This window comes from Curtobacterium sp. MCPF17_002 (assembly GCF_003234115.2).
Lineage (GTDB): Bacteria > Actinomycetota > Actinomycetes > Actinomycetales > Microbacteriaceae > Curtobacterium.
The window spans coordinates 2,879,819-2,894,804 of sequence record NZ_CP126251.1 but is presented as its reverse complement, the minus strand read 5'-3'; the positions used below and the strand labels follow the sequence as shown (position 1 = coordinate 2,894,804).

Below are 14,986 nucleotides of genomic sequence, written 5' to 3'. Positions count from 1 at the left end.
CGCCAGGCGACAGGTTTCGGGGGCGCGGACCCGTGAACTGTCGCCCAGCCCGTGGAGTCGCGCCGCGTCGCCCCCGGCGCCGGCTCGCGTCCCACCGGACTGGAGGCGCGGCACCCACCCGCACCGCGCCTCCCGTCCGGAAGGCGGCCGCCGCCGCGTCCGCCAACGCGACAGTGTGCGCCGAACTGTCCGGTCCGGCCGTCGGCCGAGTCTCGGGCCGGCGGACAGAATGCGGGTCCTGCTGGCCAGAAACTGTCCGCCCAGCCGAGACTCGGGGCACGCGCTTGCGCCGCCGCGCGCGGGCGCAGCCCCGCGCAAGCGCGCGGGCGCAGCCCCGCGCAAGCGCGCGGGCGCAGCCCCGCGCAAGCGCGCGGGCCCCGCGCAAGCGCGCGGGCCCCGCGCAAGCGCGCGGGCCCCGCGCAAGCGCGCGGCCCGCGACGCCGCCCGCCCCGCCTCAGCTCTCCCGCAACCTCGGGTCGCTCGGCCTCCGGCCCCGCGCGGCCGCCGCCGCGGCAGCCCGACCGAGCGTGCTCTCCCGCGCCACGAGCTCGCTGCCGATCAGCACGGTGCGGTGCACGTGCTCGCCCGGCGGGTCCCGCAGCTCGTCGACGAGCAGCCCGACCGCCGCTGCGCCCATCTCCGCGCCGTGCATCGTGACCGAGGTGAGGGGGACGGCTCCACCCCACGCCACGGAGTTGTGGTCGCAGCCCGAGACGGGGATGTCCTCCGGCACGCGGAGCCCCGACGCGCGCAGCTCCGTGACGACCGCCATCGCCAGGAGGTCCGTCACCCCGAGCACCCCGTCGGGCCGCTCCGACACCGGCATCCGCGCGATCCTGGCTCCGGCGTCGGTGCCGCCGACGGGGTCGATGTCCCCGGCGTCGATGTCGACGAGCGTCACGCCGGGGTGCTCCGCGATCGCTCGGAGGACGCCCTCGCGCCGCCGGCTCACGGGCTGCAGGTCGGGACGGGCGCTGACGAAACCGATCCGCTTGCACCCCCGCTCGACGAGGTGCGTCGTCGCGAGGTACGCCGCCTGCTCGTTGTCGACCACCACCGAGCACGCCTCGACCTCGGACGGTTCGTAGTTCACGTAGACGACCGGGTGCCCGTGCCGCCGGGTGAGGTCGACCTGCTCGCGGGACTCCGTCATCGTGGCGAGGAGGATCCCGGACACCCGCGTGCTCTCGAGGTACGCGAGGTGGTCGCCCTGCGCCTCGAGGTCGTCCTCGCTGCTCGCGATGAGCAGCGCGTGCCCACGCCGTCGCGCCTCGAGCTGGGCACCGTTCACCATGTCGCTGAACAGGGAGTTCCGGAGCGACATGACGACGAGGCCGATGGCGCGGGTGCTCCCGGACACGAGCGCTCGGGCGTTGCGGTTCGGGGTGTACCCGAGTTCGTCGATCGCGGCGCGCACCCGGGAGGCGGTCCGGTCCGCGACCCGCTCGGGGTGGTTGAGGACGTTCGAGACGGTCGCGAGCGACACGCCCGCGCGAGCGGCGACGTGGTGCACGCTCGGCGGTCCGTCGCGCCGTGGGACATGCACCATGTTCCGATCGTAGGTGGCGGGCGCGGTGGTGCCGACACGTGACGGCCTGGAGGCGCGGTGCGGGGCCGCCACGCGCCTCCCGTCCGGTGGTGGGTCGCCGTTTCGGGCCGTGCGACAGTTCACGGGTCCGTGCCGGCGTGAACTGTCGGTCAGTGCGAAACGTCGCACGTTCGCGCGGCGCATGCGCTGCGCGCTGTGGGCGCTGCGCGCTGCGTGCGCTGCGGGTCAGCGCTCGGCGACGGTGGACTGCCGCACGACGAGCTCGGGGGTGAACTCGACGTGGAGCGACTCGACGCCCTGGCCCTCCTCGACCTGGAGGAGCAGCAGTTCGATCGCCCGCCGCCCGAGGTCCTGCGCCGGCTGACGCACCGAGGTGAGGGGGACGACGGCGGCCTCGGCGAACGCGATGTCGTCGTAGCCCACGATCGCGATCTCGTCCGGCACCCGGATCGACCCGCGCATGATGAACGCCTGCTCGAGCCCGACGGCGAGCAGGTCGTTCGCCGCGAACACCGCGTCCGGCCGCTCCGACACCGGGCGCGCCTGGATCTCCTCGCCGATGCGGCGGCCCTCGAGGACCGACAGCGAGCCGGTCGTCAGCACCTCGAGGGAGACCCCGGCCCCGGCGGCTGCGGCGACGGCCCCGGCATGGCGGTCGGTGACCTGCCGGATGCCGAACGGCCCGCCGACGAAGGCGATCCGACGCCGACCGATCGTCGCGAGGTGCGACACCGCGATGTGCCCACCCGCCACGTCGTCGACGGAGACGGACGCGAAGTGCTCGTCGTCGGCACGGCGGTCGACCAGGACGACGGCGGTGCCCTGGTCGCGGAGACGTCCGAGTCGGCTGAGGTCGTCGCCCGCGGGCGAGATGAGGAGTCCGGCGACGCGGCGTTCCTCGAAGAGGTCGACGTAGGTGTGCTCGCGGTCCACGGACTCGTCGGAGTTGCCGACGAGGACGGCGAGACCCTTCTGCATCGCGGCGTCCTCGGCGCCCCGGGCGACGTCGGTGAAGAACGGGTTGCCGCCGTCGAGCACGATGAGGCCCACGGTGGAGCTCCGGCCGGCACGGAGCTGGCGGGCGGAGTCGTTGCGGACGAAGCCGAGCTGCGCGATGGCGGACTGTACCCGCTCGACGGTGCCGGGGGCGACCTTGTCGGGGCGGTTCAGCACGTTCGAGACCGTGCCGAGGGACACGCCGGCGAGCGCTGCGACGTCACGAACGCTCACTGCCATGGGGTCATCCTGGCACCCGCGTGGGGAATCGTGGCGTCCGTGGGGCTGGTGTCGTCGTGGTTCGTGATGGTTCTTCGGGGTTCGGCCGCGTTCGTGGTGGTGCTGTGGTGGTTCCGTGGTGGCTTCGTGGCTGCTCTGTGGTGGTTCCGTGGTGGCTTCGTGGCTGCTCTGTGGTGGCTTCGTGGCTGTTCTTTCCCATCGCGCGCGCAATAGGAAGCGGATCCGCGCGTAGGAGGTCGGAAGTTTCGGCCTCCTACGAGCGATTCTGCCTCCTACGCGCGGATCGACCCCCCACGAGCGATTCGACCTCCTACGAGCGATTCGGCCTCCTACGAGCGGATCGGCCCACCGCACGGGCACGACTTGCCCTCCGTGCCGGTCGACGAGTACTGTCCTCGCAGCACCGTTGAAACGATTCACCGACGAACGCACGAACGGAGGACCAATGGCGGTCCGTATCGGAGCCCGCAACACCACGGGCTGGAAGGCGACGATCTCCGTCGCCATGTCGAACTACATCGAGTCCGGGTCGATCATCGCGATCGCCACGAGCCTCAGTCTCTGGCAGGCGCAGTTCCACATCGGGGACCTGCAGGTCGGGCTCCTCGCGAGCCTGTCCGCGAACGCGTTCGGCGCCGCCGCCGGAGCGATCATCGGCGGCCCCCTCTGCGACCGCTACGGCCGCAAGTTCATCTACACGTACGACCTGCTCCTCTACATGCTCGGCATCCTGCTCGCGGTGTTCGCCGGCAGCTACGGCATGCTCCTCGTCGGGTTCATCCTGACCGGCATCGCCGTCGGCGCCGGGGTCCCCGCCAGCTGGACCTACATCGCCGAGCAGGCCCCGGCCGACAAGCGCGCCGCCCACGTCGGCACCGCGCAGCTCGCCTGGTCGATCGGGCCGATGGTCGGGTTCGCCCTCGCCATCGCCGCCGCACCGCTCGGGCTCCTCGGCAGCCGGCTGATCTTCGCGCACCTGTTCGTCGTCGCCGCGGTCGTGTGGTGGCTCCGGCGCGGCCTGCCCGAGTCGACGATCTGGAAGGACGAGCGCGCGGCCACCGGCAGCGCGAACTTCTTCCACGGCTTCACGCAGCTCTTCAGCCGGCGCAAGAACCTCACCGCGATGCTGTTCCTGTTCGGCGTCTACGCGCTCTGGAACACCGTCGCCGGACAGGCCGGCATCTTCCAGCCGCGCGTGTACTCCGCGACCGGCGTCACGAGCGTCCCCGAGCAGTACGGGCTGCAGATCCTGGTCTGGGGCTGCACGGTCGCCGCGACCTACTTCGGGTTCATGCGCTTCGCCGACCGGATGAGCCGACGCCTCCTCTACGCGATCGGCGCGGTCCTCGCGATCGTCGCCTGGGCCGTCCTCATCTACGCACCGGCGAACCTCGGCACCCTGCTGTTCTTCGCGATCGCGTGGGGCATCTCCTCGGGCATCGGTGCACAGGCGTTCTACGGCCTCTGGACCTCCGAGCTCTTCGCCACCCGGTACCGCGCGAGCGCGCAGGGGGTGCTGTTCCTCGCGGCCCGTGTGATGGTCGGCCTCCTGAGCATCTGGTTCCCGCTGCTCCTGTCCGACATCGGGCTGCGCGGCCTCGGCGGGCTCATCATCGGTCTGCTCGCCCTGTCGGCCCTGATCGGCACGATCTGGGCCCCCGACACCCGGGGCAAGACCCTCGAGGCGATCGAGGCCGAGCGCTACGGCACCGTCACCAGCACCACCGGCACCGTTCGCACCCCCGAGGAGCACGCCGCGCGCCAGCAGGCGCTGCGCGACCAGGGGCGCGGAGCGGGACGCGAGCGGACGCGCAGGTGAGCGACGCGGACCAGCGTGATCCGGGCCTCCAGGCAGGTCCTGGAGGAACGGATCACGTGACACGCGTCTGCTTCCGTCTGCAGGTGGCGGCTGCGCACATTGATGCCTACCGGGAGCGGCACGCCGCCGTGTGGCCGGCCATGCTGCGGGCCATCGCGACGGCGGGGCGGCGGAACTACTCGCTGTTCCTCGACGACGACGGCCTGCTCATCGGGTACTACGAGACGGACTCCGTCGCGGATGCCGATGCGTCGCTCGCTGCGTCCGAGGTCGCTGCCGCGTGGGAGTCGCACATGCAGGACCTGTTCGACGGGGCCTCCGGGCGGGCGGACCAGACGGCGCGGGTGCTGCCGGAGGTGTTCAACCTCGAGGACCAGTTGGCGGCCGCGGCGGACTGACGCCGCGCGGCGCGGCGCGGGGCGGGTGCCCGCCCCGCTCTGGTGCGAGGTTGCGGACTCCGTGCGGTTCCCTGGGGGGCGCACGGAATCCGCAACCTCGCACCGCACGTCGCGGGCCGCGGCCCTCGCACGGTGCGACCCTCGCACCGTGCGAGGCTCGCACGGTGCGAGGCTCGCACGGTGCGAGAGCGGCCACGCGCCTCACACGGGGACGGACGCCTCCCACGTCCCGTGGGCGAGCGGGACCGGATCGGCTCCCGGCAGGTCGAGCACCGCCGTCGCACCGACCGGCACCGTGGCCGTGACCGAGAGGGTGCCGTCGGACAGCGTCCAGTCGATCGACGCCCGCCCGTACGGGGTGTCGAGCGTCGCACCGGCCGAGGTCAGGCCACCGCCGGGCCGCGGGGCGAACCGGATCTCACGGTAGCCGGGCGCAGCAGGGGCGATGCCGGCCACGACACGGTGCATGAAGTCGGCGACCGACCCCAGCGCGTAGTGGTTGAACGAGGTCATCCCGCCCGAGTTCACGCGGCCGTCCGGCAGCAGCGAGTCCCAGCGCTCCCAGATCGTCGTGGCGCCCTGCGTGAGCGGGTACAGCCACGAGGGGCACTCGTCCTGCAGCAACATCGCGTAGGCGTCGTCGGGCTTCCCCGCGAGGAGCAACGCGTCGCAGACGACCGGGGTCCCGGCGAAGCCCGTCCCGATCCGGTGCCCGTTCTCGCGGACGAGCTCGGCGAGCCGTTCACCGACCGGGCCGCCGGGCTCGACGAGGCCGAACACGAGCGCGATCGCGCTGGAGGCCTGCGAGTCGTCGATGACGGTGCCCTCGGGCGAGAGGAACCGGGCACGCCAGCCGTCCCGGATGCGCTCGGCGACGGACGCGTAGTGCGTCGCCTCGTCGGTGTTCCCGAGGACGGCCGCCCAGGCAGCGAGCACCGACGTCGACCGGTACGAGTACGCCGTCGCCAGGCAGAACCGGTCGGCCTTGGCCGCAGCCGCGTCCTCCGGTGGTGCCAACGGGTCGAGCCAGTCGCCGAACTCGAACCCCTCGAACCGGACGAGCTGCTCGTCCGACGTCGCGAGCACGCCGTCGACCCACGCCTTCGCCGAGTCCCACTGGTCCTCGAGGAGCCCGCGGTCGCCGAACGCCTGGTAGAGCGCCCACGGCGTGAGCGTCGCCGCGTCGCCCCAGACGGCCGCGTGGTGACCGGCCGGATCGGAGTCGGGCAGGGTCGGCACGAAGAACGGCACGCCGCCGTCCGGTCGCTGCTCGAGCGCCAGGTCGCGGAGCCACGACCGCACGACGCCGGCGCAGTCGTAGAGGAACGCGGCGGTGGGGGTGAACACCTGCAGGTCGCCGGTCCAGCCGAGCCGCTCGTCGCGCTGGGGGCAGTCGGTCGGGACGTCGACGAAGTTGCCGCGCATCGACCAGACGACGTTCTCGTGCAACTGCTCCAGGCGCGGGTCGGAGCAGCGGAACCAGCCGGTCCGTCGCATGTCCGAGTGGATGACCTCGGCGACGACGTCGCCCGGCTCCAGCTGTTCGACCGGCCATCCCTCGACCTCGGCGTACCGGAACCCGTGGACGGTGAACCGAGGCTCCCAGCTGCCGGTGCCGTCGTCGTCGGGGCCGGAGTAGTAGACGTCGGTGGCCTTCGCGGTGCGGAGCGGGCGGGTGGCGAGCTCGTCGTCCTGCATCACCTCGGCGTGCCGGAGCGTGACGCCGAACGGTCCGACGGGGTGGTTCCGGATCCGAAGACGTCCGGGCAGGTTCTGCCCGAAGTCGAGCTGGATCGCGCCCGCGTCCCACCGCCGCGACCACACCGGCTCGATCTCCTCGGTGACCCGGACCACGGGACCGTCGAACGGTACGAGTGCGGCCGCGGGACGGTCGAGCACCTCGACGGCGTCCCAGCCGGAGTCGTCGAACCCGGCAGCCTGCCAACCGCCGGGTTCGACCCTGCCGTCCCACTTCTCCCCGTCGTAGAGCCCGGAGAGCAGGATCCCGCCGCGCGACGCGCGCCAGGAGTCATCGGTGCCGAACGTCTCCGAGGAGCCGTCGGCGTACTCGACCTCGAGCTGGGCGATGAGCGCCAGCCGGTCGCCGTAGACGTTGCGGACGCGGTCGTCCCACGTGATGCGGCCGCGGTACCAGCCGTCGCCGAGGCGCGCCCCGAGCGCGACGGTCCGTGCGCCCCCCGCCAGGTGCGGGGTGGCGTCGTGGACGAGGTAGCGGACGCGGTGCCCGAAGGAGGTCCAGCCCGGCGCGAGTTCGGCGTCGCCCACGCGCTCGCCGTCGATGGTCACCTCGTGCAGGCCGAGACTCGCCACCACGAGGCGTGCGCGGACGACGTCCCCGCGGAGGGCGACCTCGCGGCGCAGGATCGGCGGCGCCTGGTCGACGCGCGTGTTCTCCCGCCAGGGGGCGGCGACGAACGAGGCGGTCCAGTCGGTGTCGGACAGGAGGCCCGCCTCGACCTCCAGGGACTCGCTCCAGTCGGTCGCGTGGCCGTCCACCCCGGTGGTGCGGACGCGCCACACGGCGCGTTCGCGGGACGTCAACGGCGCGAACGGCCACGGGACGAGGACCCCGGACACGTCCACCTCGGCGACGGTCCCGCCGTCGGCGCCGGCAGATCGGTGCAGCAGTTCGACTTCTGCCCGGGCGGGTTCCCACCCGGAGGGCGCGGTCGGGACGTGCCACGAGAGCCGCGGCTCGGCCGCGCCGATCCCGAGGGCGTCACGGAGGTGTTCGACGGCGAGTCCCGTCGGGGCGGGCGTGTCCGTGGGAGCCGAGCCGGGCCTCCCGGCCAGGTCGGTGCCGGCCACCCGCCGGGCCGTCGCGATGTCGGTCGTGTCGGTCATGCGTGGTCCTTTCGTCGTGCCCGTCATCAGTCCTTGATGCCGGACATCGTGATGCCCTGGATGAAGGTCTTCTGCGCGAAGAAGAACAGCACCACGATCGGGATGAGGATGATCGTCGAGACGGCCATCAGCGGTCCGACCGCGGTGTCGCCCTGTGCGCCCTGGAAGAACGTCAGGCCGAGGGACAGCGTGTACTGGCTCGATTTCGTGAGGTAGAGGAGCGGTCCGAGGAGGTCGCTCCAGGACGCGAGGAACTGGAACAGCATCACGGCGGCGAGGGCCGGCTTGCAGAGCGGCAGGATCACCTGGATGAAGATCCGCAGCTCACCGGCTCCGTCGATCCGTGCAGCGTCGGAGAGGGCCTCGGGGATGCCGAGGAAGAACTGCCGCATCAGGAAGATGAAGAACGGGATGCCGAAGAACGTCGGGACGATCAGGGGGAGGTACGTCCCGGTCCAGCCGACGTCGCGGTACGCCACGAACAGCGGGACCATCGTCACGTAGAACGGCACCATCATCGTCGCGATGAGGATCGTGAAGATCCCGTTCCGCCAGGGCCAGCGGATCTTGGAGACGCCGTAGCCGACCATGGCGCTCGACAGCGCGGCACCGATCATCGACGGCACGCAGATCACGAGGGTGTTCCAGAAGTACTGGAGCAGCGGGAACGTCGCGAGTCCGTAGGCGAAGTTGCCCGTCGTGATGGTGTCCGGGAACCACTTCACGGGGAACGCGCCGATGTCGGCCTGGGTCTTGAAGGCCCCCGTCACCATCCAGAACAGCGGCATCAGGAAGACGACGCTGAGCACGATGAGGACCGAGTGCTTCGCGATCGACTCCGCGATCTGCGGCCAGGTGCGGCGGCGGTGCTGCGGAACCGGCTTGCTCGGTGCGGTGTCCCGACCGGGTTCGAGGGCTGCGGCCGCCGCGGCGGTCGGGTTCTGGATGGCGGTCATCGCGCCTCACCTCCGTAGTAGACGCGCCGGCCGATGATCCGGTACGCGAGGACCGAGACGGCGGCGATGATGATGAACAGCACCCACCCGACCGCGCTCGAGAATCCGAGTTGGTAGTGGTAGAACGCCGACTGGTACAGGTAGACGCCCGACACCAGGGTCGACCCGGCTGGATCGCCGTACCCGCCCGTCATGACGAAGGCCTGCGTGAAGTACTGGAAGCCGGCGATGAGCCCGGTGATGGTCGCGAAGAGCAACTGCGGGCTGATGAACGGCAGGGTCACGTTGCGGAACTGCTGCCACGCCCCGGCGCCGTCGAGGGAGGCCTGCTCGAGGAGGTCCTGCGGGACGCCCTGCAGGCCTGCGAGCAGGATCACCATGAGGTTGCCCACGCCCCAGAGGCCGAACAGGATGAGCGCGGGCTTCGACCAGTTCGGGTCGGAGAGCCATCCGGGTCCCTGGATCCCGAACAGTCCGAGCACGTTGTTGATCACGCCGTACTGGGGGTTGAGGACGTACGCCCAGATCACCGCGCTGGCGACGATCGGCACGATCGACGGGACGAAGAACACCACGCGGTAGAACCCGAGGCCCTTGACCCGCCAGTTGAGCAGGAGCGCGAGCCCGAGGGCGACCGCGATGCCGAGGGGCACCGAGATCACGGTGATGAAGAGGGTGTTCCCGAGTGAGAGCCACCACTGTCCGTCGGCGAAGAGGGTCCGGTAGTTGTCCCAGCCGACCCACTGGCGTGTGCCGCCGAGCAGGTTCGCGTTCGTGAAGCTGTTCACCGCGCTGGTGATGATCGGGCCGCCGGTGAAGGCGACGAGTCCGATGATCGCGGGCGCGGTGAAGAAGAGCCCCCAGAGGAACGTCTGCCGCTGCGCGCGGGTTCGGGGGATCCAGTGGGTCGCCCAGGTGGTCCCCTTCGGCTTCGGGCCGCGGGTCGTGATGCTGCGCGTGACGCTCACGGGTGCTCCTTCCGGAACTCGTCGAGGGCCGAGTTGACCTGCGCGGCGACGCTCTTCAGCGCGCGCTCCGGGGTCGTCTGGCCGTAGATCGCGCTGCTGACGGCGACGTCGAGCGCGGTTGCGTAGGTGCTGGCGACCGGGATGGTCGGGCGGATGTTGCGGGCGGCCAGGAGACCCTCGCGGTAGACCGCCACGGTGGGGTCCTTCCGGAACTCGTCGAGCACGGGCGACTCGGTGTACCCGGGGAGCAGCGTGGCGTTCTCGAAGTTCGCCTCGGTCCCCGCGTCGGAGGTCGTCGCGAACTGCAGGAAGTCCCATGCGGCGTCGTGTTCCGTCGACTCCTTCGGGATGAACAGGTCGTAGCCCCCGAGCCAGGTCGCACCACCGGGTTTGCCGAGTCCCTCGGCGTAGGGGAAGAGCGCCGCGCCGAGTTCGACCTTCGCCTTGTCGCCCTGCTTGAAGACGTTCGAACTGTCCGTCGTCGTCATCGGCGCCATGCCGACGTTGCCGCTCGCGATCGAGGGGAGCGTCTGCGACGGCGCGGTGACGGCGAGCTGGCTGGCGCCGCCGACCTTCTTCGCGTAGTCGCACATCCACTGCAGGCCCTGCACGATGTTGTCGTCGTCGGGGGTCGCGACCTGGTTGTCGTCGCTCATGAACTTGCCGCCGAACGCGAAACCGAGCGTGAACATCGAGTTGCTGAAGCCGTAGTAGTCCCACGGGATCGTCCCGATGCGGGTGACCCGACGACCGTCCTTCTTGAGGATCGCGTCGGAGAAACGGTCGAGTTCGTCGATCGTCTTCGGGGGTGCCTCCGGGTCGAGACCGGCGTCGGCGAACACCAGCTTGTTCCAGAACAGCGGGAAGTTGACGTCGACCAGGACGGGGTGCGCCCAGATGCCGTCGGTCGCCGTCATCTGCTTCCAGACCGCCGGCGCGTAGTCCTGCTCGGTGAGGCCGGCCTTCCGCATGTAGCCGTCGAGCCGGGTGACGACGCCGTAGCCGGCGAACTGGGGGTACTCCTCGGGGGTGCAGAACGCGAGGTCCGGGGGTGTGCCCGCCGCGATCGCGGTCTGCAGGCGGATCTGCGTGTTGCCGGACAACGGGGCGTAGGTGACGCGGACCCCGGTGTGCGACTGCGACTGCTCGTAGAGCTCGGCGAGCAGGACCCACGCGTTGCCGAGCGTGCCGCCCCAGATGTTGTACATCTCGACGACGTGCGCGCGGCCGGGCGCCGGGTCCTTGCTGAGGCGGATGCCCTGCTGGTCGGCAGCGACCGCGCCGCCGCTGATCACGGTGCAGCCGGCGAGACCGATGGCGGCACCGCCCGCGGCGATGGCGGCGAGGAACGCTCGGCGGGAGACGTCCCTGGCCGCTGGTCTCGTGGGTGGATGTGGTGGTCGACTCGTCATCGAGTGCCTCCGGTCGTCGTCGTTGAGGATCGGTCGTGCAGGGGGAGCGCCGCGTTCGTGTGAATCGTTTCAGCGGCGGTGGCGACGAATATACGCAATCGTCGTCATGAACACCAGGGTTATCTCACAATGATGGAGATATTGATGGTCGGTCGGTTTTCGGACCCCACGCCACGACGACCGCACCGGCGTCGTAGGTGGCGACCGGGTTGGCGAACGGCATCGGTCGGAGCTGTTCGGCATCCACCAGCCGGAGATCCGGGAGGCCGGCCAGGAGCTGCGTGAGCGCCTGACGGATCTCGAGTCGGGCGAGCTGCTGCCCGATGCAGCCGTGTGGTCCGTAGCCGAACCCGAGGTGGCCGAACGCGTCCCGATCGACGTCGAACGACTCGGGATCGTCGTAGCGGCGGGGATCGCGGTTCGCGCCGACGGGGGAGACCGACACGGTCGTCCCGGCGGGCACCACGAGGTCGTCGAGTTCGACGTCCTCGGTCGCCGTCCGCGGGAACAGGGTGAGGAACATCGCGCCGGTGCGCATGAACTCCTCGATCGCCGATGCGATGCGGGTGGGATCGTCACGGAGTCGTGCGAGCTGCTCGGGGTGGGTGAGCAGCGCGACCGTCGCCGTGGCGATGAGGTACGCGACGGAGTCGTGCCCGGCGCTCAGGAGCTGGAAGACCAGCCCCTCGGTCTCGACGCGGGTGAAGTCCGATGCGAGGAGGTCCGTGATCACGTCGTCGCCCGGGTCCGCTGCGCGCCGGTCGACGGCTCGGCGGATGCAGTCGAACTTCGCCTGGGTGCTGCTCGGCTCGATGAAGTGCGCGACGAACTCGGGCACGAGGTCCTCGTGGAGGCCGACCACGCTGCAGTGGGTCTGCGCTGCGATGGGCCGTGCGTACTCGGTGAAGAGGTCGACCGGGCCGCCCAGTCGCCGGATGTGTTCGAGCTGCCGGGCGACGCGCCGCTCGACCTCGGGCTCGCGGGACCGCACCTGTCTGAGTGAGAACCGCGCGGTGATCCCACGGCGCATCCGCTGGTGCACGTCGCCGTCGAGGGCGAGGAGGTTCGCGGCGTCGATCGAGCGGCGAGCGGCGTCGTCGAGCGGTGGCGGCGCCGGCGCGGGTGCCGCCGCCGGAGCCGGCCCCGACGCGGCGGCGCTCCCGGCGGGGCCACGTGGCATCCGGTGGGGCAGCTGGCTGAACCGGGGGTCGCTGAGGACCGCCCGCGCCGTGTCGTACCGCGTCACGACGAGGCCGACGTGGCCGTCGTCGAACTCGAGCGGCACGGCCGGCGCGGCCTCGCGCCACGCGGCGATCGTCGGGGACGGGGTGAGGGGCGTGCCGTCGCCGGGGAGCGTGGCGGCGGTCTGATGGAACGGGCAGCCGGACATCGGGGCTCCTGGTTCTCGTGGTGGTCGGACGGTCAGGCGGGCGACGGGACGCGGTCGAGGGTGGCTCGGGCGAGCCGGAAGGCCCGTGGAGCACCCCAGCCGACGACCCCACTGCGCTGTCGGAGGATCCGCGGGTCCTCGTCCGACGGGTCGAGCAGAGTGGCGTCGTCGAAGACCCCGGCCGCCTGGATCCGGACGCCGTGCACCTCCGACCAGAAGAACGGCGTCGACGGGGCCGACGCCGCACCGGTGATCGTCGCTGCGACCGCGAGTGCCTGCTCGATCGCGTTCGTCTGGTGTTCGACCCGCACGGCGCGTCCGGTCCTCGCGTCGGCCCAGCGCGCGACGTCGCCGACCGCGTAGACGTCCGGCGCCGCCCGCCCCGACGCGTCGCACAGCACGCCGTCGTCGATCGCCAGGCCGGAGTCGGCGAGCCAAGCGGTCGCCGGCCGGGAGCCGATCGCGGCGACGACGAGGTCCGCGCCGCACTCGTCGACCGCCGCCGCCGCTCCGGTGGCCCCGGCGGTGAGTCGGAGCTGCACCCCGTGGCTGCGGTGGAGCTCGGCGAGGCGGTCGGACAGGAGCGTCCCGACGGTGCCGAAGGTCAGCGTCCCGCTCCGTCCGATCACCGTCACGGCACGGTCGGCTGCGCGTGCGGCCGACGCGAGCTCGGAGCCGAGGACCCCGGAACCGAGCACGGCCACGTGCCGGGACCGCGACCAGGCCCGGCGGAGCGTCACGGCGTCGTCGAGTGTGCGCAGGACGTGGACCGAGCGACCCGGCAGCTCGGGGCGGACGGCCTCGGTGCCGGTGGCGATCACGAGCACGTCGTACGGCAGGGCGGCTCCGTCGACGACGACCTGGTGCCGGACGGTGTCGAGCGCCGTCGCGGCGGCACCGGTCCGGAGCGTCACATCGAGCGCGTGGAGCTCCGCCCTGGTGCGGAGCGCGGTACGCGCCGGCTCCCACGTGCCGTCGAGCACCTGCTTCGACAGGGGTGGGCGCGCGTACGGGGCGTGCGGCTCCGCACCGACGAGGGTGATCGGTCCGGCGTGCCCGGCCGACCGGAGCGCCTCGGCCAGGGTGACGCCGGCGACCGAGGCGCCGACCACGACGACGTGCACGATCAGTTCTCGATCGTGATGGCGCCCGCGGGGCAGAGGCTCGCCGCTCGCCGGGCAGCGGGTTCGTCCGCGCTGTCCGGGTGCTCCTCGAGGAGCTCGACGATGCCGTCGTCGTCCTGGTCGAAGAGCGAGCCGGCGACGAGCGCGCACTGGCCCGCCCCGACGCATGCGCTGGTGTCCGCGATGATCCGCACGGTGGCCTCCTCCGGTCCGCCCGGTCGTGGTGACCGGATGCCACGACGCTACGGCCGGGCGTCGAGGCGACGACATGGGGCGGTGGTGCAGAACATGGACGATCCGGTCAGGTGCGCTACCGTGCCCTCGACGTCGAGCGCTTCCGAGGAGGACGCCATGGACACGGACGAACCCGGCGGGCCGGCGGTGGTCTGGGCGAACTGGTACCGCTTCCGGGCCCGCGAGCGCATCCGCCACGAACGGGTGATGAGCCTGTGCTTCCTCTGGGTCCTCGGCGGCACCGGGACCGTCCGGTCGACGGGACGGACGTTCACGCTCGAGGCGGGCTCGGTGCTCCGGCTGCCCTGGGACCACGACGTCGAGTACGTCGCCGACGACCACGCGCCGTTCCGGCTCGGGACGGTGCACGTCGTCCCGCGGCACCGACACGGACCGCCGGTGCTCCCGCTCGTCGCGCACCAGCCCGGCGACGAGCTGTACCGGTCGCCGGACCGGTCGGGGGACCGCGGGGTGCCGGTGTCCAGCGCGGCGTCGTCCGCCACGGCGCGCCGGATCGCTTCACTCGGCCGGTACGCGGTCGAGCGGTTCGGCGAGACCGACGTGGAGGAGCCGGTGCTCCGCTCGCTCGGGGCGCTGTTCACCGCCGAGGCGGCGGTGATCACGGCGGTGACCACGGCGGCGAGCACGGCGTCGGGCACGGCGTCGGGCACATCAGGCGTGGCCGCGAACGGCGGGGCGGACGGCGGGGTCCCGGTCGCGCTCGAGGCGATGACGGCCTTCGTCGCGCAGCACCTCGACCGGCCGCTGTCGGTCGCCGAGATCGCTGCGGCCGGCGACTGCAGCCCCTCGACCGCCGGCCGGCTCTTCACGGCGCACCTCGGAGCGTCCGTCTCCGCGTGGGTCCGGGACGCCCGCATGCGCGAGGCCGCCGACCTGCTCCGGACCACCGGACTGCGGATCGGCGAGGTCGCCCGTGCGGTCGGGTTCGCCGACCAGCTGTACTTCTCGCGGGTGTTCCGCGCCGCGTTCGGGGTCCCGCCGAGCCGCTACGGGCGTGACGTGATCCGACCCTGA

General features: G+C 71.9%; 12 protein-coding genes. 3 read left to right on the top strand and 9 right to left on the bottom strand.

Annotated features, from left to right (window positions below):
* Positions 1–454: 454 nt before the first annotated feature.
* Together DEJ28_RS13490 and DEJ28_RS13485 are read right to left on the bottom strand one after the other, a co-directional pair.
* Positions 455–1,549 carry a LacI family DNA-binding transcriptional regulator gene (locus DEJ28_RS13490; protein WP_181433669.1) on the bottom strand — a complete coding sequence of 365 codons (1,095 nt, stop codon included), beginning with the start codon at positions 1,547–1,549 and terminating at the stop codon, positions 455–457.
* A gap of 225 nt (positions 1,550–1,774) precedes the next feature.
* Positions 1,775–2,785: a LacI family DNA-binding transcriptional regulator gene (locus DEJ28_RS13485; protein WP_111115126.1), complete on the bottom strand. Its 1,011-nt coding sequence runs from the start codon at positions 2,783–2,785 to the stop codon at positions 1,775–1,777.
* Between the two features lie 445 nt (positions 2,786–3,230).
* Here DEJ28_RS13485 and DEJ28_RS13480 point away from each other — a divergent pair, with 445 nt between their 5' ends.
* Both DEJ28_RS13480 and DEJ28_RS13475 read left to right on the top strand, forming a co-directional pair.
* On the top strand, positions 3,231–4,604 hold the full coding sequence (locus tag DEJ28_RS13480; protein WP_220034612.1) for an MFS transporter: 1,374 nt from the start codon (positions 3,231–3,233) through the stop codon (positions 4,602–4,604).
* A 56-nt stretch (positions 4,605–4,660) separates the two neighbouring features.
* A complete protein-coding gene (locus DEJ28_RS13475) occupies positions 4,661–5,002 on the top strand; it encodes an L-rhamnose mutarotase (protein ID WP_111115127.1) in 342 nt (113 codons plus the stop codon).
* 201 nt (positions 5,003–5,203) lie between these two features.
* On the opposite strand, the gene DEJ28_RS13470 is transcribed toward DEJ28_RS13475, so the two are convergent.
* The 7 genes from DEJ28_RS13470 to DEJ28_RS13440 all read right to left on the bottom strand — a co-directional run bounded on the left by DEJ28_RS13470 (position 5,204) and on the right by DEJ28_RS13440 (position 13,911).
* Complete coding sequence (locus DEJ28_RS13470; RefSeq protein WP_111115128.1) at positions 5,204–7,867, bottom strand: alpha-L-rhamnosidase; 2,664 nt, start codon at positions 7,865–7,867, stop codon at positions 5,204–5,206.
* A gap of 26 nt (positions 7,868–7,893) precedes the next feature.
* A complete protein-coding gene (locus tag DEJ28_RS13465) occupies positions 7,894–8,823 on the bottom strand; it encodes a carbohydrate ABC transporter permease (RefSeq protein ID WP_111115129.1) in 930 nt (309 codons plus the stop codon).
* A complete protein-coding gene (locus DEJ28_RS13460) occupies positions 8,820–9,791 on the bottom strand; it encodes a carbohydrate ABC transporter permease (protein WP_220034613.1) in 972 nt (323 codons plus the stop codon). Before DEJ28_RS13460 ends, DEJ28_RS13465 begins: the two co-directional genes overlap by 4 nt.
* Entirely contained in the window at positions 9,788–11,203 is a 1,416-nt protein-coding gene (locus DEJ28_RS13455) for an extracellular solute-binding protein (protein WP_111115130.1), read from the bottom strand. Before DEJ28_RS13455 ends, DEJ28_RS13460 begins: the two co-directional genes overlap by 4 nt.
* A 124-nt stretch (positions 11,204–11,327) precedes the next feature.
* Positions 11,328–12,593 (bottom strand): cytochrome P450, encoded by a 1,266-nt coding sequence (locus DEJ28_RS13450; protein ID WP_111115131.1) that lies wholly within the window; start codon positions 12,591–12,593, stop codon positions 11,328–11,330.
* A gap of 32 nt (positions 12,594–12,625) precedes the next feature.
* Positions 12,626–13,717, bottom strand: a complete 1,092-nt coding sequence (locus tag DEJ28_RS13445) for an NAD(P)/FAD-dependent oxidoreductase (protein WP_220034614.1) — start codon at positions 13,715–13,717, stop codon at positions 12,626–12,628.
* Between the two features lie 2 nt (positions 13,718–13,719).
* Positions 13,720–13,911, bottom strand: a complete 192-nt coding sequence (locus DEJ28_RS13440) for a ferredoxin (protein ID WP_111115132.1) — start codon at positions 13,909–13,911, stop codon at positions 13,720–13,722.
* Between the two features lie 157 nt (positions 13,912–14,068).
* Between DEJ28_RS13440 and DEJ28_RS13435 the strand changes: the two genes are divergently transcribed.
* Complete coding sequence (locus tag DEJ28_RS13435) at positions 14,069–14,986, top strand: helix-turn-helix transcriptional regulator (RefSeq protein WP_181433670.1); 918 nt, start codon at positions 14,069–14,071, stop codon at positions 14,984–14,986.

Bases quoted from the DNA above. Each gene is read 5' to 3' on its own strand.
- DEJ28_RS13455 (WP_111115130.1), bottom strand. From the start codon at position 11,203: ATGACGAGTCGACCACCACATCCACCCACGAGACCAGCGGCCAGGGAC.
- DEJ28_RS13480 (WP_220034612.1), top strand. From the start codon at position 3,231: ATGGCGGTCCGTATCGGAGCCCGCAACACCACGGGCTGGAAGGCGACG.
- DEJ28_RS13490 (WP_181433669.1), bottom strand. From the start codon at position 1,549: ATGGTGCATGTCCCACGGCGCGACGGACCGCCGAGCGTGCACCACGTC.
- DEJ28_RS13470 (WP_111115128.1), bottom strand. From the start codon at position 7,867: ATGACCGACACGACCGACATCGCGACGGCCCGGCGGGTGGCCGGCACC.
- DEJ28_RS13435 (WP_181433670.1), top strand. From the start codon at position 14,069: ATGGACACGGACGAACCCGGCGGGCCGGCGGTGGTCTGGGCGAACTGG.
- DEJ28_RS13465 (WP_111115129.1), bottom strand. From the start codon at position 8,823: ATGACCGCCATCCAGAACCCGACCGCCGCGGCGGCCGCAGCCCTCGAA.
- DEJ28_RS13450 (WP_111115131.1), bottom strand. From the start codon at position 12,593: ATGTCCGGCTGCCCGTTCCATCAGACCGCCGCCACGCTCCCCGGCGAC.
- DEJ28_RS13485 (WP_111115126.1), bottom strand. From the start codon at position 2,785: ATGGCAGTGAGCGTTCGTGACGTCGCAGCGCTCGCCGGCGTGTCCCTC.